This is a genomic window from Sphingomonas sp. 1F27F7B (assembly GCF_005503355.1).
GTDB lineage: Bacteria > Pseudomonadota > Alphaproteobacteria > Sphingomonadales > Sphingomonadaceae > Sphingomonas.
The window spans coordinates 189,489-211,806 of the sequence record NZ_SCMK01000008.1 but is presented as its reverse complement, the minus strand read 5'-3'; the positions used below and the strand labels follow the sequence as shown (position 1 = coordinate 211,806).

At 68.3% G+C, this 22,318-nt stretch carries 23 protein-coding genes and 1 tRNA gene; 11 read left to right on the top strand and 13 right to left on the bottom strand.

Going from position 1 to position 22,318, the window contains the following annotated elements; genetic code table 11:
- The 3 genes from FFS08_RS10075 to FFS08_RS10065 all read right to left on the bottom strand — a co-directional run.
- A partial coding sequence (locus FFS08_RS10075; protein ID WP_137871830.1) for a hypothetical protein occupies positions 1-311 on the bottom strand: 311 nt, incomplete at its 3' end.
- Positions 312-360: 49 nt separating this feature from the next.
- On the bottom strand, positions 361-1,284 hold the full coding sequence (locus FFS08_RS10070) for an ABC transporter ATP-binding protein (RefSeq protein ID WP_212741986.1): 924 nt from the start codon (positions 1,282-1,284) through the stop codon (positions 361-363).
- A gap of 123 nt (positions 1,285-1,407) precedes the next feature.
- The gene (locus FFS08_RS10065; RefSeq protein ID WP_137865002.1) at positions 1,408-2,793 is read right to left on the bottom strand and encodes a M20/M25/M40 family metallo-hydrolase; all 1,386 of its coding nucleotides are present in this window, start codon (positions 2,791-2,793) and stop codon (positions 1,408-1,410) included.
- Positions 2,794-3,118: 325 nt separating this feature from the next.
- On the opposite strand from FFS08_RS10065, the gene FFS08_RS10060 reads away from it, so the two are divergent.
- Positions 3,119-5,071, top strand: a complete 1,953-nt coding sequence (locus tag FFS08_RS10060; RefSeq protein ID WP_137865003.1) for an AAA family ATPase — start codon at positions 3,119-3,121, stop codon at positions 5,069-5,071.
- Between the two features lie 49 nt (positions 5,072-5,120).
- Here the strand turns inward: FFS08_RS10060 and pncB are convergent, their stop codons facing one another.
- From pncB to FFS08_RS10040, 4 genes are read right to left on the bottom strand one after another with little or no spacing between them, the layout of a single operon-like run.
- The gene (gene pncB, locus FFS08_RS10055) at positions 5,121-6,425 is read right to left on the bottom strand and encodes a nicotinate phosphoribosyltransferase (protein WP_137865004.1); all 1,305 of its coding nucleotides are present in this window, start codon (positions 6,423-6,425) and stop codon (positions 5,121-5,123) included.
- A gap of 14 nt (positions 6,426-6,439) precedes the next feature.
- Positions 6,440-7,333, bottom strand: coding sequence for an NAD(+)/NADH kinase (locus FFS08_RS10050; RefSeq protein ID WP_137865005.1), 894 nt, complete (start codon positions 7,331-7,333; stop codon positions 6,440-6,442).
- An 8-nt stretch (positions 7,334-7,341) separates the two neighbouring features.
- Positions 7,342-8,334: an SPFH domain-containing protein gene (locus FFS08_RS10045; protein ID WP_137865006.1), complete on the bottom strand. Its 993-nt coding sequence runs from the start codon at positions 8,332-8,334 to the stop codon at positions 7,342-7,344.
- Positions 8,334-9,071, bottom strand: coding sequence for an NUDIX hydrolase (locus tag FFS08_RS10040; protein ID WP_137865007.1), 738 nt, complete (start codon positions 9,069-9,071; stop codon positions 8,334-8,336). Before FFS08_RS10040 ends, FFS08_RS10045 begins: the two co-directional genes overlap by 1 nt.
- Positions 9,072-9,150: 79 nt before the next feature.
- Here FFS08_RS10040 and FFS08_RS10035 point away from each other — a divergent pair, with 79 nt between their 5' ends.
- The 6 genes from FFS08_RS10035 (at position 9,151) to FFS08_RS10010 (ending at position 13,703) form a co-directional block, all read left to right on the top strand.
- The gene (locus tag FFS08_RS10035; RefSeq protein WP_137865008.1) at positions 9,151-9,747 is read left to right on the top strand and encodes a cysteine hydrolase family protein; all 597 of its coding nucleotides are present in this window, start codon (positions 9,151-9,153) and stop codon (positions 9,745-9,747) included.
- Positions 9,744-10,286 carry an RNA 2'-phosphotransferase gene (locus FFS08_RS10030; protein WP_212741985.1) on the top strand — a complete coding sequence of 181 codons (543 nt, stop codon included), beginning with the start codon at positions 9,744-9,746 and terminating at the stop codon, positions 10,284-10,286. Before FFS08_RS10035 ends, FFS08_RS10030 begins: the two co-directional genes overlap by 4 nt.
- A 162-nt stretch (positions 10,287-10,448) precedes the next feature.
- A tRNA-Gly gene (locus FFS08_RS10025) sits at positions 10,449-10,522 on the top strand.
- Between the two features lie 118 nt (positions 10,523-10,640).
- The gene (locus FFS08_RS10020; protein WP_171012553.1) at positions 10,641-12,092 is read left to right on the top strand and encodes a DUF5597 domain-containing protein; all 1,452 of its coding nucleotides are present in this window, start codon (positions 10,641-10,643) and stop codon (positions 12,090-12,092) included.
- Positions 12,093-12,123: 31 nt separating this feature from the next.
- Positions 12,124-12,960: a diacylglycerol/lipid kinase family protein gene (locus tag FFS08_RS10015; protein ID WP_137865011.1), complete on the top strand. Its 837-nt coding sequence runs from the start codon at positions 12,124-12,126 to the stop codon at positions 12,958-12,960.
- The gene (locus FFS08_RS10010) at positions 12,957-13,703 is read left to right on the top strand and encodes a metallophosphoesterase family protein (RefSeq protein ID WP_137865012.1); all 747 of its coding nucleotides are present in this window, start codon (positions 12,957-12,959) and stop codon (positions 13,701-13,703) included. Before FFS08_RS10015 ends, FFS08_RS10010 begins: the two co-directional genes overlap by 4 nt.
- Here the strand turns inward: FFS08_RS10010 and FFS08_RS10005 are convergent, their stop codons facing one another.
- The 3 genes from FFS08_RS10005 to FFS08_RS09995 all read right to left on the bottom strand — a co-directional run bounded on the left by FFS08_RS10005 (position 13,704) and on the right by FFS08_RS09995 (position 17,231).
- On the bottom strand, positions 13,704-14,084 hold the full coding sequence (locus tag FFS08_RS10005; protein WP_137865013.1) for a VOC family protein: 381 nt from the start codon (positions 14,082-14,084) through the stop codon (positions 13,704-13,706).
- Between the two features lie 66 nt (positions 14,085-14,150).
- Complete coding sequence (locus FFS08_RS10000) at positions 14,151-15,530, bottom strand: DUF1501 domain-containing protein (RefSeq protein ID WP_137865014.1); 1,380 nt, start codon at positions 15,528-15,530, stop codon at positions 14,151-14,153.
- Between the two features lie 12 nt (positions 15,531-15,542).
- Positions 15,543-17,231 carry a DUF1800 family protein gene (locus tag FFS08_RS09995; protein ID WP_171012552.1) on the bottom strand — a complete coding sequence of 563 codons (1,689 nt, stop codon included), beginning with the start codon at positions 17,229-17,231 and terminating at the stop codon, positions 15,543-15,545.
- A 251-nt stretch (positions 17,232-17,482) separates the two neighbouring features.
- Between FFS08_RS09995 and FFS08_RS09990 the strand changes: the two genes are divergently transcribed.
- The 4 genes from FFS08_RS09990 to FFS08_RS09975 are packed head-to-tail and all read left to right on the top strand — an operon-like array spanning position 17,483 to position 20,640.
- A complete protein-coding gene (locus FFS08_RS09990) occupies positions 17,483-18,043 on the top strand; it encodes a GbsR/MarR family transcriptional regulator (protein ID WP_137865016.1) in 561 nt (186 codons plus the stop codon).
- 28 nt (positions 18,044-18,071) lie between these two features.
- Complete coding sequence (locus tag FFS08_RS09985) at positions 18,072-18,647, top strand: DUF4166 domain-containing protein (protein WP_137871829.1); 576 nt, start codon at positions 18,072-18,074, stop codon at positions 18,645-18,647.
- A complete protein-coding gene (locus FFS08_RS09980; RefSeq protein WP_137864538.1) occupies positions 18,644-19,036 on the top strand; it encodes a thiol-disulfide oxidoreductase DCC family protein in 393 nt (130 codons plus the stop codon). The genes FFS08_RS09985 and FFS08_RS09980 overlap by 4 nt, the downstream gene beginning before the upstream one ends.
- Complete coding sequence (locus FFS08_RS09975; protein WP_137864539.1) at positions 19,033-20,640, top strand: saccharopine dehydrogenase family protein; 1,608 nt, start codon at positions 19,033-19,035, stop codon at positions 20,638-20,640. The genes FFS08_RS09980 and FFS08_RS09975 overlap by 4 nt, the downstream gene beginning before the upstream one ends.
- 60 nt (positions 20,641-20,700) lie before the next feature.
- On the opposite strand, the gene FFS08_RS09970 is transcribed toward FFS08_RS09975, so the two are convergent.
- From FFS08_RS09970 to rplM, 3 genes are all read right to left on the bottom strand, one after another.
- The gene (locus FFS08_RS09970) at positions 20,701-21,186 is read right to left on the bottom strand and encodes a hypothetical protein (protein WP_137864540.1); all 486 of its coding nucleotides are present in this window, start codon (positions 21,184-21,186) and stop codon (positions 20,701-20,703) included.
- An 86-nt stretch (positions 21,187-21,272) separates the two neighbouring features.
- A complete protein-coding gene (gene rpsI / locus FFS08_RS09965) occupies positions 21,273-21,830 on the bottom strand; it encodes a 30S ribosomal protein S9 (protein ID WP_137864541.1) in 558 nt (185 codons plus the stop codon).
- Positions 21,830-22,309: a 50S ribosomal protein L13 gene (gene rplM / locus FFS08_RS09960; RefSeq protein ID WP_137864542.1), complete on the bottom strand. Its 480-nt coding sequence runs from the start codon at positions 22,307-22,309 to the stop codon at positions 21,830-21,832. The genes rpsI and rplM overlap by 1 nt, the downstream gene beginning before the upstream one ends.
- Positions 22,310-22,318: the final 9 nt, after the last annotated feature.

The following is a 22,318-nucleotide window of genomic DNA, read 5'->3' as shown; positions in this document are numbered from 1 at the left end:
AACAGGGCGATCGTGCTGATGCCCAGCGAAACTACCCGTTTGGCCGGGACGATTGGCCCGCGCGCGCCGCCAGGAATGATCAGTTGCCCGGTATTCCGGCCATATTGGCCGGCAAACACCACGGCGAAGAAGCCGGCGAGGAGAAAGCGTCCGGGAGGCGAGGCCGGGAGTTTCCACAGAGGCGTGCTCTCCCGGATCCATTCCAGGGCGGGTTGGGCGGGCGCCGGCACGCCATGCGCCCGGAACGCGCCGTAGATGAGCACGCCGGCAACGATCAGGGTGACGGCGATCGGATAGATCCAGACCATCATCCAGGTCGCCCGGTGGCGGCGAAGCTTCAGCGCCTCTGCACGGACGGCATCAAGCATCGGAGTCCCTCGTCATGGTCAGGAAGATTTCCTCGAGGCTCTGATCGTCGGGCCCCATATGGAAGATGTCGGCGCCGGCCTCGACCAGCATGCGCACGATCGAAGGCGCTTCGGCCCGGCGCGCGCGCACCTTGAGCGCGCCGGCAATGCGCTCGAACGGCCACCGCCCCTCAAGTGCGGCGGCCGCGGCATCGAGCGGCTCCGCCTCGATGCGCAGCGCCTCGCCCTGGTCGAGCATTTCGCGAACCGTCGCCTCGCGAAGCAACTGTCCCTTATGGACGATCGCCACCCGGTCGCAGATCTGCTCGACTTCGTGGAGCAGGTGGCTCGACAGGAACACTGCCTTGCCGTCCGCGGCCAGGCCGCGCAGCAGGGTGCGCATATCCTGGATGCCGGCGGCGTCGAGACCGTTCGCCGGCTCGTCGAGGATCACGAGATCGGGATCGTCGAGAAGCGCCGCCGCGACACCCAGGCGCTGCTTCATGCCGGTCGAATAGCCCTTCACCTTGCGCTTCGCGTCCCGCGCCAGGTCCACGCGTTCCAGCACCGCCTCGATGCGCGCGCCGTCATGGCCCTGGGTGCGGGCGAGCACGCGCAGATTGTCGCGCCCGGAAAGGAAGGGATAGAAAGTGCCGCCATCGACCAGCGAGCCCACCCGGCGCAGCGCCTGCCTGTCCGAAACCGGCCGGCCGAACAGCAGGGCATCGCCATCGCTCGGGCGGATCAGGCCCAACGCCATGCGGATCGTCGTGCTCTTGCCCGCGCCATTGGGGCCGAGAAAGCCATAGACCTCGCCACCGCGGACGGTGAGCGAAACGTCATCGACCGCCCGCTTGGCGCCGGCACCGCGGCCATAGGTCTTCCCGAGCGCGCGCAACTCCAGTGCCGGCGAGCCGCCAGGTTCGTCTGTCGACAATGTGATTCCCCCAGGGCTTCAGTCTCGATGCCCGCTGGAGACGATTTCTGCACGATCCGATGCGTATTATCAAGCTAATACGCTTGCGGCGGATCGAGGGCAGCGCATGCCGGCGCGGCGAGGCTATTTCGTCAGGCCCTTGAGCAGGAACTTGTAATAGACGATCGACGGCGCGATCTCGCTGAGCGGGGTGCGTTCGTTGAGGCCGTGGGCGAAGCTGTCCGAGCCCTTCATGAAGATCGGGCTGACGCCGTAGCTCGGCACGCCCTTGGCGCGGAACCACATCGAATCGCTGGCGCCCGCCGACATCGCCGGCACGATCGGCACGCCGGGGAAGCGGGCGTGGATGCCGTCCGATACCAGCTTCATCAAGTCGGGCCGCAGCGGCGAGGCGGGGCTGGCGACGGTGCCGCTGTCGAGCGTCCGGAGCTTGAGCTCGGGATCGCCGACCACCTTCGTCAGGGTTGCCGCGACGGCCGCGACCGAGGTGCCGGGGAAGATGCGGCAATTGATGTTGGCGGTGGCGCGCTGGGGCAGCGCATTGGTCGCATGGCCGGCATTGACCATGGTGGCAACGCAGGTGGTGCCCGTCTGGCCGATCAGCCCGGGTTCGGAACGCAGCACGGCAAGCGCCTTGGCGTCCCGCTGATTGGCCATGAAGGCACGCATCGCCGCGGCCATTTCCGGATCGGCGGTCCTGGCGCCCTGGACGAAGCCGGCGCGCGTGATGTCGTTGATCTCGCCGGGGAACTGATAGGCTTCGATCTTCGCCAGCGCATGGGCGAGCGAATAGATCGCGTTGCTCTTCGTCGGCGCGCTCGAATGGCCGCCGGGATTGGTGAAGGTCAGCTCATAATCGGCATAGGTCTTCTCGGCGCCCTGCAGGCCGAATATCTCGGGCTTGCCATGCTCGTCGAGCGCGCCGCCGCCGCCGTCGATGTTCAGCAGCAGCTCGCCGTCATGATATTGCTCGGCCATCGCGGCAGTGGTCTTCATGCTGGTTTCCTCGTCGCCCGAGGCGAGGAGGATGATGTCGCGCGACGGCCTGTAGCCTTCGCGCTTCAGCTGGATCAGCGTGGCGACCATTGTCGAGAGGTCGTACTTCATGTCGGTCGCGCCGCGGCCGAAGATATAGCCGTTCTCGACGATCGGCGTGAACGGATCGCGGGTCCAGTCTTCGGGCTTCGCCTCGACCACGTCCATATGGCCGGAGATGTAGATCGGCTTGGCGGCCCGGTCCGTGCCCGGATAGCGGGCGGCCAGCCAGGCGGTGTCGTCGATCCGCTCGATGCGGATGTCGGCAGGATCGAAGCCGCCGGCGACGAGCTGGGCCTTCAGATAGGCGGCATAGTCGGGCGTCTGGTTGCCCGGCCCGGCAACGGTGCGGAAGGCGATGCCGCGCTTGAGCAGTTCGAGTGCCTGGGCCTCGGCCTGGGGGTTCTGCTGCGCCCGGGCTGCCGTTCCGGTGAACGCCATCGCGACCAGCGCCGCACCTGCAAGAACCCGCATTACCCGTCTCTCCCATTGCCTGGCCGCGACGCTAGCGTCGGACCGGGGCAGGTCAAACTTGAATTTGGGCGCGAACGCGGCTAGGAGCCCGCCCCGACCGGGGGAACATTTCCGCCCGGCGATGTGGAGAAATGACGTGTTGGCCACGAACGCCCGAAACGGCCTTCTGCCCTGCGTCGCTTCGTTCCGATAGTGCTCGCCTGAGCGCTGTGGGGGCCGAGCGGCGCCCGCAGCATCCGTCTCGATAACGCAATCAGAGAACCGCGCCGGCCGAGCCGCGCGTCGCGAAGACGCGCGCCTGCGCCCGGGGCGAGCACGGGAATTTATGCACGAACATCAGATCGTCCGGCGGATGCTCCGCCGGATCGGCCGGAATCTGCCGGCCACCGCGCCGCTCGCCAAGGCGGTGCACGAATGGGCGCTGCCGCATGTCGACTGGCTCACAGGCTCGTCGGCAGCGAGCGAGGATATCGGCTGGGAGGCGCTGCTGGCGGCGACGCTGCGCTGGCAGCCGCTGGGCGAGGTGCGCCCGCAGGTGCTCCAGATCGCCGACGAGCTGGCGTTGCTGCTCGGCTTCGGTCCGCTCGACCATGCGCTGCTCGAGCTGATGATCGCGGCCGAACGGGTGCCGCGCGTCTATGGGCTGGTCGAGGCGATGTGCCGGGCGGATATCGACCTGCCCGGGCTGTTCGGCGCACTGGCCGGGGCCGAGCCGGTCGATGCCGGGCGGCTGGCCCGGCGCTCGGCGGCGGTGCGGCTCGGGCTGGCGAGCTTCGGCCATGACTATCAGGGCCGGGACCAGATCAACCTGAGCTGGTCGCTGGAGCGGGTGCTCGATGCGGCGCCCCGGCCGGGCCGGCCGCTGCTCGAGGCGCTGGCCGGCACCTGCCAGGTCGCGCGGCTCGGGCTCGACGATTTCGCGGTGGAGGAGGCGGACTATCTCGTCCGGCTGCTCCGCGGCGCGATCGCCGAACGGGCCGTGGGCATCAACCTGCTGATTCACGGGCCTCCGGGCACCGGCAAGACCGAGTTCGCGCGGACGCTGGCGGCGGCTGCGGGCGCGCGGCTGCACGCGGTGGCGGAAGCGGACGAGGACGGTGCCGAGCCCAAGCGCTGGGAACGCATCGCGGCGATGCAGCTGTCGCAGCGGGTGCTCGGCGGGCGGCGGGGCGCGGCGCTGCTGTTCGACGAGATGGAGGACCTGATCGGCGAGTCCAGCCCGAGCGACGGCGACTGGTTCCAGAAGCGCACGGGCAGCAAGGTGTTCGTCAACCGGATGCTGGAGACCAACAAGGTGCCGGTGATCTGGACGACCAACGCGATCGGCAATGTCGACGGCGCGATCCTGCGGCGGATGAGCCATGTGCTGCGGCTCGGCCTGCCTTCGCGCAGCGCCGGGCAGCGGATGCTGGCGCGGGTGGCGGCGGACGAGGGCGTGGCGCCGGGCGACGGCTTCGCCCGGCTGCTCGACGCCGCGCCCGAGGCGGCGACGGTGCTGCGGGTGGCGACCCGGGCCGGGCGGCTGGCGGGCGAGGCGGATGGCGGCGTGCGCTCGGCCGAGGCGCTGGTGAAGGCGCTCCGGGGCGGCGAGCTGCCGCAGCCGGGGCCGGGCGCGCTCGACGTGGCGCTCTACGAAAGCGATCCGCCGGTGGCGGAAGTGATCGAAGGCATCGCGGGGGCGGGCGTGGCCGACGTCTCGCTGCTGCTCACCGGGCCGCCGGGAACGGGCAAGACCGCGCTCGCCTGGCACCTGGCGCGGCGGCTCGACCGGCCGCTGGTGGTCAAGCGGGCTTCGGACCTGCTGTCGAAATGGGTCGGCGAGACCGAGGCGAACATCGCCGACGCCTTTGCCGAGGCACGGCGGCGAGGCGGGGTGCTGCTGTTCGACGAGGCGGATTCGCTCCTCTTCGACCGGACGACGGCGCAGGCGAGCTGGGAGGTCGGGCAAGTCAACGAGCTGCTCACCTGGCTGGACCGGCACCCGCTGCCGGTGGTCGCGGCAACCAACCATCCGGGGAAGCTCGATCCGGCGACGTTGCGGCGGTTCGTGTTCAAGCTGGCGTTGCGGCCGCTCGGGGCCGAACGCGCGGCAAAGGCGTTCGCGCGCTTCTTCGGGATGGACGCTCCGGCAGGGCTCGACGGGCTGACTCCCGGCGATTTCGCGGTGGTGGCGCGGCAGCTTCGGCACCGGCCGGCGCAGGGCGTGGCGGACATCCTCGCGCGGTTGCGGGCAGAGGCGGCGGCGCGGCCCGGCACCGCGTCCCCGATCGGGTTCTGACTCGGCGCGTCGCTCCGTCTCCCCTCCCCTGCAGGGGAGGGGAGACGGTTCAAACCGCCACCGCCTGCGCCGTCCGGCCCTCGCCGCCGAAGATGCGCAGGTAGCGGGCGATCTCGGTCGGGTCGCCAGTGGCCTTGGACGGATTGTCGGAGAGCTTGACTGCCGGGCGACCGTTCGCACTGGTCACCTTGGCGACGAGCGAGATCGGCTCGAGGTCGTGCCCACCGGCGGGGTCGCAGCCGCGGAAGTCGTTGGTCAGGTTGGTGCCCCAGCCGAAGCTCATCCGGACGCGGCCATGGAAGTGGCGATAGGTCGCCTCGATGCTGTCGACGTCCATGCCGTCGGAGAAGATCAGCAGCTTGGTGCGCGGATCGCGCCCGCGCGCCTGCCACCAGCCGATGATCTGCTCGCCGCCTTCGATCGGCGGCATCGAGTCCGGGCGGAAGCCGGTCCAGTCGGCAACCCAGTCCGGCGCGTCGCGCAGGAACGCGGTGGTGCCGAACGCATCGGGCAGAGCGACCAGGAGGTTGCCGTCATAATGGGCGCGCCATTCCTCCAGCACGCGATAGGGGGCGGCGGCGACTTCCGCGTCGCTGTCCGCAAGCGCGGCGAGGACCATCGGCAGCTCGTGCGCATTGGTGCCGATCGCTTCTAGGTCATTGTCCATCGCGAGCAGCACGTTCGAGCTGCCGATGAAGCGATTGCCAAGTCCTTCCTTCAGCGCTTCGACGCACCAGCGCTGCCACAGGAAACCATGCCGGCGGCGCGTGCCGAAGTCGGAAATGACGAGATCGGGGAGCCGGCGCAGCCGCTCGACCTTGTCCCACATCTTGGCCTTGGCACGGGCATATAGCACGTCCAGTTCGAACCGCCCCTTGCCCTTGAGCGCGGCCCGCGAGCGCAGCTCGTTGACGATGGCGAGCGCGGGGATCTCCCACATCATCGTATGCGTCCAGGGGCCGGCGAAATGCAGCTCGAACTGGCCGTCGACCTTGTGGAGCTCGTACTCGGGCAACTGGAAATCGGCGAGCCAGGCGATGAAGTCGGGCGCGAACATGCGCTGCTTGCCGTAGAAGCTGTTGCCGGCGAGCCAGATCAGCTCCTTCTTCGAGAAGCGCACCGAGCGGGCGTGATCGAGCTGGTCGCGCAGCTCCTGCTCGTCGATCACTTCGGCCAGGCGGATGGATTTGGTGCGGTTGATCAGCGAGAAGGTCGCCCGCACGTCCGGGTGCAGGTGGCGGATCATCTGCAGCATCAGCAGCTTGTAGAAATCGGTGTCGAGCAGGCTGCGGACGATCGGATCGAGCCGCCAGCCATGATTGTAGACGCGAGTGGCGATGTCGGTGACGGGCAAGATTTCCTCCGGATTCAGCCGGTGACGAGATGCAGGGCGTGGGCCGCCGGGCCCAGCGATACGCGACGACCCCAGTCGAACGCCAGAAAGTCCTGCTCCATGCCGTCGGCGAAGATCACGCCGCCGTCATTCATTCGCGAAGTGACCTGGAGCGGGGCATCGGCGAGCTTGCCGGCGCGCATCGCGGTGCCGGTGGCGATGCTGGGAAAGGGTTCGCGGACGAACCAGGCGATGGCGCGCTCCTGGGGGGCGAGCGGCAGGCGATTGCCGGTCGCTTCCATGATCGAGCGGGCCCAGCCGGTGGCGCCCGTGCCCGAGGCGACGATCAGGCCGCTCGAGCTGTGATCCTCGTGCGCGGCGCCGTCGGCGATGCCATAGCGTGCCGACTGGTGGCTGCGATGGCCGACGAACACTTCGTTGAGCGCGAGCAGCCGGTCGCCGGTGTCGAGCACGGCCTCGACCATGGTGCGATGCTCGACCGGGGCGGCCCCGGCGATGCTGGCGCGCAGCAGCCGGGCGAGGTGGCGGAGCGGCACGCGGACCAGCACGCCGTCGTACAGGTCCGGCGCGGGGTTGATGCCGAGCACGGGCTGGCCGGCGAGATATTTGGCGACATTGGCGACCAGTCCGTCCTGGCCGACGGGCACGATCACATCCTCGGGACCGAACAGGAAACGATCGAGGTCGTCGCGCCGGACATGGGTCTGGCGCCAGTCTTCGGGCACTTGGGCGCGGGCCTGCTTGAACGCCTCCTGGAGCTGGCGGTCGCGCTCCTCCAGCGTCTCGATCTTCTGGCCGCGGCTCTCGAGGAAGAAGCGCGCCTGCTCGCGCGTGGCATGGCGCGCGAGCAGGCCGGCATAGTCGCTCTCGCGCGTCACGAAAACGGCGCGGGGGCTGTTGGTGGGCATGGCCTGTCTCAGGCCGCCGGCAGCGCCGCCGGGGCGGCGGGTTCGCGGCGGAACTCGCCGACCAGGCTCGCGAGCAGATCGGGCGTGACGTTGACATGCTCGATCGTGTCGAGCTTGCCGGCCAGCTCGCGCGCGGCGAGGCCGAGCAGCACCGCGGGCGGCAGCTCGCGATAGACGGCGATATGCGCCTGCTCCGTCTCGGCCCTGGCGCCCTCGACCGTGCGGATACGCTCGGCCTCGGCAGCGGCTTCCACCTGCTGTGCCTCGGCGAGGCCGGCGGCGCGGGTGCGGGCATTTTCGGCCTCTTCGGCGATCAGCTGCTTTTCGCGCCGGGCCAGCTCGGTGCGGTTGGCGAGCTCGTTCTCGGCGATGGCGCGCTCCTTTTCGACCGCGAGGGCACGACGCTCGAAGGTCGCCTCGTCCGCCTTCTGCTGGAGCGCCTCGAAGGTCGGCGTCTGCAGCGCGCGTTCGAGCTCGCTCGACGGCGCGAGGTTGGTCAGCCGGATCGCGGCGACGCCGATACCGATTTCGCTGAGCGCGGGATCGCGGGCGAGCGCAGCTTCCAGCGCGAGGCGGAGCGGCTCGGGCCCGGAATCGAGCAGCGCGCGGACCGGTGCCTGGGCAAGATATTGCAGCACCGCCTGATTGACGAGGCCGGCGAGGCGCGTCTCGATCCGCTGGATCGGCTCGGCCAGCCAGATGCCCGAGCGCAGCCCGATGCTGAAGTCGACGCGGCTGGCGAGCAGTTCGGGATCGGCTACTCGCCAGGTGAGCGTGCCTTGCACTGCTACCGTCTGGAAATCCTGGCTGCGACCCTTGACGAAGATCGCCGTCTCGCGGTCGTCCATCGGCAGCTCGGCGATGCTGGCGGTCTCCGGGCGGAACCAGAAGACCAGCCCGCGCCCGCTCTGGCGCACCCGGCCCTTGCGATAGCGCAGGACATGGTTGCTCGCATCGGCGCGAAGCTGCGCGAGGAAGGGGAAATTGCGGATATGGGCCATCATTGCTCTCCCTGGTTGGCGTTGCGGTAGCGATAGAGTTCGGCGGGGCGGAACGAAGCGCCGGTCTCGCGCTCGCCGGTCGGCTCCAGCCAGCCGCGATCGAGCATGCGGCGGCGGAACGCGGGCTTGTTCAGGCGGGTGTCGAGGATCGCCTCATGCACGTCCTGCAGCGCGCGCAGGGTGAAGCGCTCGGGCAGCAGCGCGAAGGCGACACTCGAATAGTCGAGCTTGCCACGTAGCCGCAGCATCGCGATGCCGAGCATCTCGCCGTGATCGAAGGCCAGCGCGAGCGGTTCGCTTTCGGCGAGGCGGACTTCGACCGGGCCGCCAGCCTCGCCCTTCCACGGCACGGTCAGCTCGGCCAGCGCGAGCGCCGGCGCGGCCTTGAGCGCCGCGGCGAATGCGGCGGCGGGGATCAGCGCGAAATAGGCGACGCTGACGATGCGCATGCGCGGATCGCGATTCACCGCTCCGAACGTGTAGAGCTGCTCGACATAGGCGTCGGCCATGTGCGCCTTTTCGGCGAGCACGCGCCGGGCGGCGGCGTCCAGGCTCTCGCCGATGCCGACAAAGCCGCCGGGCAGCGCCCAATTGCCCTGGAACGGATGCCGGTCGCGCCGGGTGAGCAGCACGGCGGGGGTGCCGTCGACCACGCTCATCAGAATCAAGTCCACCGCGACCGACGGGCGCTCGAACGCGGCCGGATCATAGGTTTCGAGAAAGGCGGCTTCATCCATTGCATCACCCTTATATTCGTTCTGCGCTTTACTTATGTGCGAATCAGATATATGTCAAATGCAGAAACGGAGAAGTTCGATGAAGAACGTCGTGATCGTGGTGGACATGCAGCGGGATTTCGTGGCGGCGGACGGTGCGCTGCCGGTGCCGGGCGCGGAGGAGATCGTGGCGCCGATGCGGGACTGGCTGGCCGGGCTGCGGCCCGAGGAGACGGCTGCCGTGCTGTTCACCTTCGATACGCACGTGCCCGAAATCTATGCTGTCTCCGAAGAGGCGAAGGAGTTCCCGCCGCATTGCGTGAAGGGCGCACCGGGCTGGGAACTGGTGGTCGATCCCCGCGCGGTGCATCCCGACATCCCCTGCTACCGGCTGGAAAAGGGAGTGTTCGACATGTGGGCCGAGCCGGGAATCGGCATTGCGCCGATCGGCGGCGATCGCTGGGTCGGCCGCGAGCGCTTCTTCAGCTATCTTTGCCATGACGGAATCGAGGAAGCCGTGGTGATCGGCGTGGCGGCGGACTATTGCGTGCGCTGGGCCGTCGAAGGGCTGATCGAGCGTGGCTTCGCGGTGACGGTGCCGGAAGCGCTGACACGCGGCATTGCACGGCAGATCGACGCCGTGCGTGCGCAGGAATGGGACGGCCTGGCCGTCGCGATCCGGGAGGCGCGGCGGTGAGTGACATCCGGCGCTCCAAGACATTGTCCTATTGGCTGCGTCACGATCCCGAGGCAGGCGGGCTCACGCTCGATCCGCAGGGCTGGACCGATGTCGATGCGGTGCTCGCCGCCTTTGCGCGCGAACGCATGGCGTGCGACTGGCTCGACCTGCTCCGCGTGGTCGGGAATTGCGACAAGCAGCGCTTCGAGCTTTCCGGCGACACCGCGCGGATCCGGGCACGGCAGGGACATTCGGTGGAAGTTGCGCTCGACTGGCCGCGGGTCGCGCCGCCGGCCCTGCTCTATCACGGTACGGTCGCCATCTTCCTGCCCGCGATCCTGACGGAGGGGCTGAAGCCGATGCGGCGGCATCATGTCCATCTCTCGCAGAGCATCGACACCGCGACGCGGGTAGGGCTCCGGCGCGGCGCCCCGGTGATCCTCGCCGTGCGCGCCGCCGATCTCGCCGCTGCGGGCCGGGCCTTCTTCGTGACGAGCAACCAGGTGTGGCTGACCGAAATGGTCCCGCCCGCCTTCATCGAAAGGCTGTTGCCATGATGTGTGCCGATCGCGTGCCCTCGCTATGGGAATGGCCGCTGCTCTGGGTGTGCCTGAAGCTGCTGTTCCGCAAGCGCCGCTCGCTGCCGCATCATCTGAAGCTCCGGCACTGAGCGGGCGGCTTGACAGAATCGGCAAAAGCGGTGATTTCGGCAGGCCCGAGCGGGTATGGTGAAATGGTATCACAGGAGCTTCCCAAGCTTCTAGCGCGGGTTCGATTCCCGCTACCCGCTCCAGCTTTTCCCACATATTTGGACACTGCTCCGCCACCTTGAGCGCTGTACCGTTCGCGGTAACGGCGCGGCGCAAGCTCCGCCTTCCAATGGTCGATTAAATCAGACTATTGTGCGGGCCATGCTCCGCTGGCTCTCCGCGCTCGCCCTTTTCCTGGCCACACCTGCCCTGGCCCAGGCACCGCATCTGGAAGGCGGGCGACTGATCGTCGACGGTGAGCCGTTCCTGATTCGCGGGGGCGAGCTCGGCAATTCGTCGGCTACCGATCGCAACTGGCTCAGGCCGCACTGGCAGCGGTTGAAGGCGTTGCACCTCAACACGGTGCTCGCGCCGGTGACCTGGGAAGCGATCGAGCCGGAGGAGGGCAGGTTCGACTTTTCCAGCCTCGACTGGCTGGTCGAGGATGCGCGGGCAAACGACATGCGGCTGGTGCTGCTCTGGTTCGGCAGCTGGAAGAACAGCATGTCGACCTATGCGCCCGCCTGGGTGAAGCGTGACGGCAGGCGCTTCCTCCGCTCGACCGGCAGGGACGGCCAGCCGCAGGACATATTGTCGGTGTTCGGCAAGGCGACGCGCGATGCCGATGCGCGGGCGTTTGCGGCGATGATGAAACATCTGAAGGCGATTGATGGCGGCCGGCACACCGTGCTGATGGTGCAGGTGGAGAATGAGATCGGCTTCCTGCCCACCGCGCGCGAGCACGGTCCGCTGGCCGATGCCGCCTTCGCCCAGTGGAAGGGCGATGAGGAGGCGTTCACCGCACATCATTATGCAAGCTGGGCCAATGCCGTGGCCGAGGCCGGCAAGCGCGAATATCGGCTGCCGATGTACGTGAACGGTGCGCAGGGACGGCCCGGCAAGCTGCCGGGCGACTATCCGAGCGGCGGCCCGCTCGCGCATCTGATGCAGGTGTGGAAGGCGGCGGCGCCCGCGATCGACATGCTCTCGCCCGACATCTATTTCCCGAACTTCGCAAGCATCGCCGAGGGCTATTCCGTGCCCGGCAATCCGCTGTTCGTGCCCGAGGCCAACCAGGCGGGCGATCCGCGCGCGCCGGCCAACGCCATGCGCGCGATTGGCAGGCACGGGGCGATCGGCTTCAGTCCCTTCGCAATCGAGAACATTGCCGACAGGGATCGGCTGGGTGCCTTCTACGCGATGCTCGATCAGCTGACGCCGTCGCTGTTCGCGGCCAGGGCGCGCGACGGGTTTGCGCCGCCGGTGAGCTTCGAGGGCTTGGTCGACACCATGCCGCAGCTGTCGCGCCTGGGCGGCCATGCGCTCAGCGTGAACTTCGTCGATCCCTGGACACCGAAGGACAAGCAGGAGCCGGGCGAGCATGGCGGGATCATCCTGTGGCTGGGCGGCGAGGATTATCTGGTCGCCGGCAGCGGGATCACGGTGACGTTCGAGCCGCGCGTGGGGCTGGATTTCGTCGAGGAGGGCCGGTTCGACGGCGGCAAATGGATCGCCGGGCGCAAGCTCAACGGCGACGAGACGCATCAGGGACGGCACGTCCGCCTGCCGCCGGGGCAGTTCGGCATCCAGAAGCTCAGGCTCTACCGCTATTGAGCCATATCGTTTCTCGAGCGTTGCGAACCCGATGGAAAGACTCTGGTTCATTACCAACCCCGGCTCGGGATCTACCACCAGGGCCAAGTGCGACGCGCTCGAAGCGATATTCGAAGCGCGCGGGCTGACGCTGATCGGCCGCACCGAATTTCCCGCGGAGGCGATGCCGAAGGGCGCGTCGCTCACGCGTGAAGACGTAGACACGGTGGTGCTGTTCGCCGGCGACGGGACGATCAACGCCGCGCTTTCGGCGCTGAAGGACTGGGAGGGCACCTTCCTGATCCTGCCGGGCGGGACGATGAACCTTCTCGCCAGGTCGCTGCACGGCACGCTGGATCCCCAGGCGATCGTCCAGGCGGCGCACCATGCGACGCGGAAGATTGCGCTGCCCTATGTCGAGGCGGCCGGGCATCGCGCGTTCGTCGGGCTGATCATGGGGCCTGCCACTGCCTGGTTCCGCGCGCGCGAGGCGGTGCGCAAGGGCGCGCTCAAGCGGCTGTTCCAGGCGGCGCATGTCGCCTGGAACCGTACCTTTGGCGGCAGCGGTATCCGCATCTCCGGCGTGCCGACGCTCGGTGGCCGCTATCAGGCAGTGTTCGTCCGGCCCGAGGAAGGCGCGCTGCACGTCGCGGCCGTGGACGCGCGCGACTGGAGCGCGATCGTGCAGCTGGGCTGGGAATGGCTGACCGGCGACTGGGTGGCGGCGCAGGCGGTGAGCGAGAGCCTCGCCGGCGAGCTCGCGCCGCGGGGGAAGAAGCCGGTGCTGGCGCTGTTCGACGGCGAGCCGGTATCGCTGGTGCCGGGCACCGCGATCAGGGCGGGGCTGAGCCGCAAGGCCTTTATCGCGACGTGCGGGGAATCGCGATGACGCGGCTCTTCCATGTCAGCGACCTCCATTTCGGGCGGGAGGACCGCGCCGCGATCGACTGGTTCGCCGCGCGGGTGCGGGAGGAGCAGCCGGACGCGGTGATCGTGACCGGCGATCTGACGATGCAGGCGCGGGCAAGGGAATTCTCGGCCGCGGCGCAGTGGCTCAAGAGCCTTGGTCGGCCAGTGACGGTAGAAGTGGGCAATCACGACTTGCCCTGGTTCAATCTCTGGGCGCGGTTCGTGACGCCCTACAAGCGCTACCGGACACTCGAGCGGATCATCGAGAAGCCGCTCGACGTGCGGGGCGTGGCGGTGGTGCCGCTCAAGACGACGGCGCGCTTCCAGTGGCGGCTCAACTGGTCGAAGGGCTATGTCAGCATGCGGGCGTTGCGGGAATCGCTGGCGCAAGTCGAGGGGGTGCCGGCGGGCGACCTGGTGTTCGTCGCCTGCCACCATCCACTGGTGGAGGGCGGCACGCGGATGACCAGCGAGACCCATCGAGGGCCGGAGGCGCTGGCCGCGCTCGCCCGGGCGGGTGCGGATGCGGTGCTCACCGGCCATGTCCATGATCCGTTCGACGTGGAGCGGCGGATCGGCGAGCGCACCGTGCGGCTGATCGGGGCGGGCACCTTGTCCGAGCGGGTGCGGGCGCGGCCGCCTTCGTTCAACGAGATCCTGGTGGAGGGGGGCGGCTTCGTCACCCGGGCGCGGTTCATGGGCGAGGGGAGCGTCGCCCTTTGATCACCGCTTCGAGATATCCTGGCCGAACACCAGCAGATTGCCGTCCGGCGCGACCACCATCAGCTCGCGCTGGCCGTAGATCTGGTCCACGGGTCCATGGATGTCGCCATCGTTGAGCAGGGACGCCTTGGGCCTCAGCTCGTCGGCGACCGCTTCCACGTCCTCCACGTCGACATAATAGCAGAAGCGGCGGTTCCCCGGCGGGGCGCCATCGTCGCCGGCATTCTCCAGCAGGCGGAACGCGGCCTGCTCGCGCTGGACATAGGCATAGTTGGCAGTGCGGAAATAGAGCGTGAAGCCCAGCACCTCGGTGAAGAACCAGACGGCTCTCTCGAAGTCCGGCACGTGCATGAACGGTGTAACGCGATAGAGATTGGCCATCGTTCGCCTCCCCGGAAGGCGCGCCCCATTACCGGAGCGGAACGATAGCGCAATCCCGATACGCAGTTAAGCGCGAAACAACCCAATCGGCCCGCGCCCGCCCGTGCTCCACGTCGACCAGTTGGGGAAGACATAGGGCATGTCCGCATCGCTGACGCCGTGCCAGCGGGCGATCGCGCCGATATATTCCTCCTGCGCCACGGCGGGGACGAAGCGGCCCTCGCTGCTCACATCGGTCGCGCCGCCGAGCACCGGATCCGGATAGGCGCCGAAGATGCCGCCGGGCGCGACATTGCCGCCGACCACCAGATGGTTGCTGCCCCAGGCATGGTCGGTGCCGTTCTGGGCGTTGCCGCGATAGGTGCGGCCGAAGTCGCTCATCGTGAAGCTGGTGACGTTCTCGGCCATGCCGATCGCCTGCATCGCGCGGTGGAAGCCGGCCAGCGCCATGGCGAGGTCGCCGAGCAGATTGGCGTGCGTGCCGCTGTCGTTGGTGCCGCCATTGGTCTGGCCCGAGTGATTGTCATAGCCGCCCTGGCTGACGAAGAAGGTCTGGCGGCCATGGCCCAGGCTGCCTCGTGCATCGATCATCCGGGCGACGCGCATCAGCTGGCGCGCGACGTCGCTGGTGAGCACGGCGCCGGTCGTCGGGTTGACGAAATAGCCGTCGAGCGCGCTGTTCGCCGAGATGATCGTGTTGGCAGTGGTCGCCTGGTCATAGCTGGCATTGATGTCGCGCGCGCTTGCCTCCGCGACGTCGCCCAGGCCGGCGGCCGAGGAAAAGGTGGTGAGGGCCGCGTTCTTGGCGTTGTTCGCCGCGTTGCTCATGGTCGAATAGCCCGAACGCGTGAGCGTGCCGGTGGAAGGCAGCACCAGCGCCGAACTGGTCTTGCCGATCACCGCCAGGTTCGAGCCGGCGATCGAGATCATCGACGGGACCGCGCCCGTGCCCATCCGATCAGTCAGGCGGCCCATGAAGCCATCGGTCGCGAAGTCGCGGGCGCGCAGGCCCTGCCAGTGCGCCTGTTCGTCCGAGTGGCTGAGCAGGTTCATCGGGCGCAGATCGGCGCGCGACTGATAGGTCGCCTTGGTGAGCGGCGCATAGAGAGTGCCGGCATTGAGGACGAGCGCCAGGCTGCCTTCGTCCCAGAGCGGGCGGAGCGCGGCCATCGCCGGGTGGAGCGCATAGGCTGCGCCGGTAAGCGCGGTCAGCCGGTTGGCCGCAATGCCCACGGTGCCGCGCGAGGCGAGATATTGCGGGTGCCGGGCATCGGTGGGGATCACCATGTTCCAGCCGTCATTGCCGCCGAACAGGAATACGCCCACCATCGCGCGATAGTTGCCGCTGGGTGCCGCGATGGCGGCGGTATGGCCGAGCTGGCCGATCGCGGCGAGCGCGCTCGTGCCGGCGGTGACCTTGAGGAAGTCGCGTCGGGAAATCGTCATCGGTCCGGCTCCTCAGCGGTCGATCAGGAACATCGGGCTGGTGGCCGCGACGTAGAGCATCATCTGGGCGCGGCGGCGCGCCTGGACATTCGCATCGGTATTGGTGATCGGCGTGGCAGCGGCCTTGAGCGCGTCCTTCTGCGTCTGGTTCAGCGTGTTGGCGAACAAGGTCAGGTCGATGCGCGACACCATCGCGTCGAGATCGGTGCCATAGGCTTCCCAGGTTGCCCACAAGGGCTGGGTGAGCGAGGACATGGGCAGGCCGGAATCGAGCGCATATTCGCTGCGATTGGCATCGCCGGAGACGGTCCAGTCATAGACGAAATTGTGCCAGCGCAGCACGTTGGAGGTGTTGAGCAGCTTCGAGGCCGGGCTCTTCAACGTGGTCGATCCGGGCAGCGGGAAGTCATCCGGATAGAAGTTGAACACCGATGGCGCGCGGAACACCGGCTGGCCGATATTGCTGTCGCGGGTAGTGAAGACATAGCCGTCGGTGGCGAAGCCGATCGCGCGGGCGAGCGCGGTCATCAGCAGCACCGGCTCCTTGAGCTTGCCGCTGGCTGCGGTGGGTGCCGCGCGCGCGTCGCCGTCGAGCAGGATGGCGCGGACCACTGCCTTCATGTCGCCGCGCACGCCTTTGCCGTTGTCGGCGAACACCGCGGCGACGCGGCCGACATAGGCCGGGCTGGGATTGGCGGTGACGAGGTGGACGATCATGTGGCGCGCGACGAAGGGCGCGGTGGAGGGGTTGTTGAACGCGGCATCGACCACCGCCGCGACGCTGGCTTCCTGCGAGGCGCCGGCGGCGACGGTGACGCTGAGGAATTTCTTCTCGGTCGTGTCGTAGCGCGAGGCGACCTGGATCATCGGCTTGGCATAGTCGCGGGCATTGCCGTCGGTGATCGCGGCGCCGCCGACCCGGGCATAGGTCCAGCCGGTCAGCGCCTTGGCGACGCCCTTGATGTCGTCGGTCGCATAGTTGGGGATGGCCGCGCCGGCGCCATCGCGCTTCAGGCTGCCGTCCATGTTCAGCTGGTCCGGGCCCATCGAGAAGAGCTGGAGCAACTCGCGGGCGTAGTTCTCCGACGGGCCCGACTTGTTGCTGTCGGCCATGTCGAGATAGTCGCCCATATAGCCGCTCATCGTCACCTGGCTGAGGATGTCGCGATAATTGCCGAAGGCGTTGGCGAGGAAGATCTGGTTGAACGCGGCGATGCCCGCGGTCGAGTTCACTTCGACTTCGGAGGCGACGATCATCTGGCCGAGCGCAAAGGCGGTGCGCTGACGCAGCTGATCGGAACCGGCGACGGCATTGGCGTAGAAGCGCATCGCCACCGGCGTGCGGCTGAAATGGGCGCGCGCGCAGATCGTGTCGCCGTTGGCGCAGAAATCGCGGCGCACCTCGGTGGTGAGATCCGCATAGGAACTGCTCGACGCGGCGAGCTGCTCGTCGACCCAGGCAGTGGCGCCGAGCTGCCTGATCCGTGCCACCAGATCGGGCGTGGGGCCGAAGCTCGCCTGCTTGGCGAGCCGCGCGGCGTCGCCATCGGTGAACGGGGCCGGAGCAGGCGTAGGGGCGGGCGCCGAGACCACGCCGCCGCCGCCCGATGACGCGCCGCCGCCGCCACCCGAATCGCAACCCGCGAGCGCGAGCAAGCCAAGCGCCGCGCCAAGCACGGCCGGTTTTCTTTGCCGGATCACCAATTTCCCCCGCCCGTCACGAGAAGCCGCGACCTGCATGGGCATGCATAGGTTACTGGCGGAATCCCAACAACCTGCAGAAATACCTAAGGCACGGTTCAGTTCGATTGCATGGGGCGAAATGCCGCGGACTTGGCCGGTGGTTGCGCAGGCGCAATGGCACGAGCGACGGCGAAGCGAGCCGGGCGTGGGACGGAATGCCTGACATGAAGAAGGTTGACTCTGCTGCAATCGCATCTAATATTTCTGTTATGACAGAAATTACGGACAATGCTGTTCAGTTGCCGATCGCGGTGCAGCAGTTCGTGCTGCATTGGGGTGAGATGGGCGGGCAATGGGGCGTCAACCGCTCGGTCGCCCAGATCCATGCGCTGCTCTATCTCTCCGACCGGCCGCTCAACGCCGAGGAGATCAGCGACACGCTGCGCATTGCGCGGAGCAATACCTCGAACAGCCTCAAGGAACTGCTCGGCTGGAAGCTGATCCGCCGCGTGCCCGTGATGGGCGATCGGCGCGATCACTATGAGGCCGAGGTCGACCTGATGCAGATGCTCACGCGCATCGCGCAGGGCCGCAAGGAGCGTGAGATCGATCCTGCGGTGGCGGCGTTGCGCGTGTGCACCGAGGAAGCCAGGCGTGACGGCCGCATCTCGGACGTCGCGCGCGGGCGGATCGAGGCGATGCAGGATTTCGTCGTCACGATCGATGACTGGTACCAGCAGATGATGAGCGTGCCGCCGGGACGGCTGATGACGCTGATCCGGCTGGGCAAGCGGATCCTGAGCTTCCTGCCCAAGGGCAAGGCCGAATAGCGGCCCCCGGCCGCGGAAAGGGTGGCATATGGGCGTGGCAATCGGTTATGCGCCCGGGGCGCTGGCTCGTTACGCCGACTGGCACCGGGTGGGAGCGCCGTGCCGCGACGATGCGGAGAGCCCCTTTGCCGGGCTGCTCGGCGAGCGCTGGCTGTTCCTGCCGCCCGCCACGCGCCGCCGTTTCCTGCGCAAGATCGAAGCGGGGGCCTGTGTCTCCTATCTCGGCGAAGTCGCCGAATGCCGGATCAGCCGGGCGGGGTGGCTGCTGGCGCAGGGCGCGCGGTTGATCGGCGCGCCGTTGCCGCTGGGCACGGACATCGGCGTCTCGGCCAGCGTAAGCGTCACCGCCGATGCCGATGGCCAGGGGCAATATTGGACGCGGCAATATGGTCGTGCACAGGGTTTTCCACAGGTTATCCACAGCGCCAAGCGCTTTGCCGGGCCGACGGGAATCGAGGAATATCTGGGGCTTGGCGTGGGCATCGCACTCCGGCTGGAGGAAGCGGGTGGCGCGCTGCTGTTCGTGAGCGATCATTATTTCCTGAAACTGGGCGGGCTGGTGTTCCGCGCGATGTACGGGCCAGGGGAGGCGGTGGAGGAATGAATCCCGTCATCCTGTTCGACGGCGTCTGCCTGCTGTGCACCGCCAATGCCCGGTTCGTGCTGCGGCACGACCGGCGCGGGCATTTCCGGCTCGCTTCGGTGCAGAGCGCGGCGGGGCAGGCGCTGTGCCGGCGCTTCGGCGTCGACCCGGATAGTCCCGACACGATGCTGGTGATCGAGGGCGGCCGGGCGCGGCGCGACAGCGACGCCGTGCTGGCGATCGCCGAGGGGCTGGGCTGGCCGTGGCGGGTGTTGGGCGTGCTGCGCGCAGTCCCGCGGCGCCGGCGGGACGCGGTATACCGGTGGGTGGCGCGCAACCGCTACCGGTGGTTCGGCAAGCGGGAAGCCTGTTGGGTGCCGAGCGCCGAGCAACGGGCCCGCATCCTGTGAGCCGCATCCTCGTCATCGGCGGCTATGGCGGGTTCGGGGCGCGGTTGAGCCGGCGACTGCTTGCGGCGGGGCATGAGGTGCTGGTCGCCGGGCGGAGCCGCGACAGGGCCGCGGCGTTCTGTGCCGGGCATCCCGGCGCCGAACCCGTGGCGGCGGACCGGACCAACGGGATCGGCATGGTGCTGGCGCGCGAACGGCCCGACCTGGTGATCGACGCCGCGGGACCGTTTCAGGGCAGCGGCTATACGGTGCCCGAAGCGTGCATCGCGATGCGCATCCCCTATCTCGACCTGGCGGACTCGCGCGATTTCGTCGCAGGGATCGGCGCGCTGAACAAGGGCGCGGCGGTGGCGGTGCCGATCGTCAGCGGCGCCTCGAGCGTGCCGGCGCTTTCCGGCGCCGTGGCGCGTGCCCTGGCGGCGGGACTGTCGCAGGTCGAGTGCATCGACATCGCCATCAGCGCTTCGAACCGGGCCGTGGCCGGTCCCTCGGTGGCGGCGGCGATCCTTTCCTATGTCGGCAAGCCGGTGCGCGTCTGGCGCGGCCAGCACTGGACGCGAGTGACCGGCTGGCAGGAACTCCGCCGCGCGCGCTTCGTCGTGGATGGAGGAGAAGTCCCCCTGCGCCGCTGGATCGCACTCGCCGAAGTGCCGGACCTGTCGCTGTTGCCCGCGCTGTTGCCCGGCCACCCCGCCACGACTTTCCGTGCCGGCACCGAACTCGGCTTCCAGATGCTCGCCTTGTGGCTGCTGAGCTGGCCGGTCCGCTGGGAGTGGCTCCGGACGCTGCGCGGCGCGGCGCCCTGGCTGCACAAGCTCCAGCGGATCACCGCCTGGGCCGGGAGTGACCGATCGGCCATGTCGGTGACCTTGGTGGGCGCAGGGGTCCGCCGGCGCTGGACGCTGATCGCGGACAGAGGAGACGGGCCCGAAATTCCCACCCTGGCGGCGGAGCTGCTCGCAGGAGACATTCTCGCCGGTCGCGTGCCTCCGGGTGCGCAGGACGCGAGCGGGTTGTTGACGCTCGACCGGTTCGAGCCGCTGTTCGCCGGGCTGGCGATCCGTCACGCAGCGCGTGAAGACGCGGTCGAGCCGCTCTATCTTCGGGCGATGGGTTCGCGTTTCGCACGGCTGCCGGAGCAGGTGCGCGCCATGCATGCGCTTCACGGTGATGCGGGCGCGGCAGGTGAAGGGGAGGTGCGCCGGGGCGCCGGGCTGGCCTGGCTGGTCGGGCGGATAATGGGCTTCCCGCCCAGCGGCAGCTATCCGCTGCGCGTCACCTTCGCGGTCAGGGGCGGCAAGGAGCGCTGGACGCGCGATTTCGGCGGCCATGCCTTTTCGAGCGAACTCAGTCAGGCAGGACAAGGGGTCGCCGAACGCTTCGGCCCGCTGCGTTTCGTCTTCGAGCTGCCCTTGGACGGCGAGGGGCTCGCAATGGTGCTGTGCCGCTGGACCGCGTTCGGCGTGCCGATGCCGCGCTTCCTGGGCCCGCGCATCGCCGCGCGGGAGTGGCAGGAGGACGGGCGCTTCCGCTTCGAAGTGGGCGTGGCGATGCCGCTGCTGGGCGAGGTGGTGCGCTATACAGGCTGGCTGAGGCGCCTCTAACTGCAACTGCACGGGCGCGGCTGCGTGAGCCAAGCAGGCGAATCCTGCTTTGCAAGGCGCCTAGCGCAGCCAGCGCGCCATTTGCGGATAGGCGGGGAGGCCGAGATTGCCGGCCTGGTGCGGCTCGGCGGTCATGCCGAAATATTGGAGCATCGGCGTGCCCGGCCCGGCGCCATCGTCGAACGCAGTCGCCAGCGCCGCGCCGCCGCCCTTGTAGCCATCGGCATGGAACAGGACCTGTGTGTCGATCCCGATCGCGCGGGCGGCGGCATAGGACCAGGCGATCGCCGCCATCTCCTCGCCGGGGTCGTCGCGGACCTCGCATAGCATCGGGCGCAGCGCCGGCTCCGTGCAGGCGATGTGCCCCGCCTCGTGGAGCAGATCGCCGGGGAAGAGCGAGCGGGCGGGGTCGAGCACCAGCCCGCCGTTGCGCACTTCGATGCCCGGCAGGAAGCTGTTGTCCCCGATCGCGCCATGGGCCACCGGAATCCCGATCTCGGCCAGAAAATCGAGGATCCGGACCGTGTCGGGGTGGTCGTGCGACATGGCGCGAAGCTAGCGGCGTGCGGCCCGAACGAAAAGGGCGGCCCGTCGCCGGACCGCCCGATTCGGTGGCAGTTGCCCGAAAGCGCTTAGCGCTTCGAGAACTGGAAGCTGCGGCGAGCCTTGGCCCGGCCATACTTCTTACGCTCGACCGTACGGCTGTCGCGGGTCAGGAAGCCGGCCTGCTTCACCGGGGTGCGCAGGATCGGCTCATACTTGGTGAGCGCCTGGCTGATGCCGTGCTTCACCGCGCCGGCCTGGCCCGAAAGGCCGCCGCCCTTGACCGTGCAGACGACGTCATACTGGCCCTCGCGCTCGGTGATGCCGAACACCTGGTTGATGACGAGGCGCAGCGTCGGACGCGCGAAATAGACTTCCTGGTCACGACCGTTGATCGTGATCTTGCCGGTGCCCGGCTTCAGCCACACACGGGCCACGGCGTCCTTGCGGCGGCCGGTCGCATAGGCGCGGCCGAACTTGTCGAGCTCCTGCTGGCGGAGCACGGCCGGAGTCGAGGGCTCGTTGATCTGACCGGCGAGATACGCTTCGGCGGCGTTGTCCGACGAAGCCTGGGCCTGGGTGGCGACGGCCTGCTCGCCGGCGGCGATGGCGCCGAGATCGGAAAGGGACTGGCGGTTGTCGGACATTATGCGCCCACCTTGTTCTTGCGGCTCATGCCGGCGATGTCGAGGACCTCGGGGTTCTGCGCTTCATGCGGATGCTCGGCGCCGTTGTAGATACGCAGGTTGCGCATCTGCTGGCGGCCGAGCGGGCCACGCGGGATCATGCGCTCGACGGCCTTTTCGAGCACGCGCTCCGGGAAACGGCCCTCGAGAACCTTGGCGGCGGTGATGCCCTTGATGCCGCCCGCATAGCCGGTGTGCTTGTAGTACACCTTCTGGGCCAGCTTCTTGCCGGTGAAACGGATCTTGTCCGCGTTGATGACGATGACATTGTCACCGCAATCGACGTGCGGGGTGAAGCTCGTCTTGTGCTTGCCGCGCAGGACGTTGGCGATCACGACGGCAGCGCGGCCGACGATCAGGCCGTCGGCATCGACGATGTGCCACTTCTTCTCCACCTCGGCCGGCTTGGCCGACTTGGTGGTCTTCATCAGCGCCTTCATGGGCGAGAC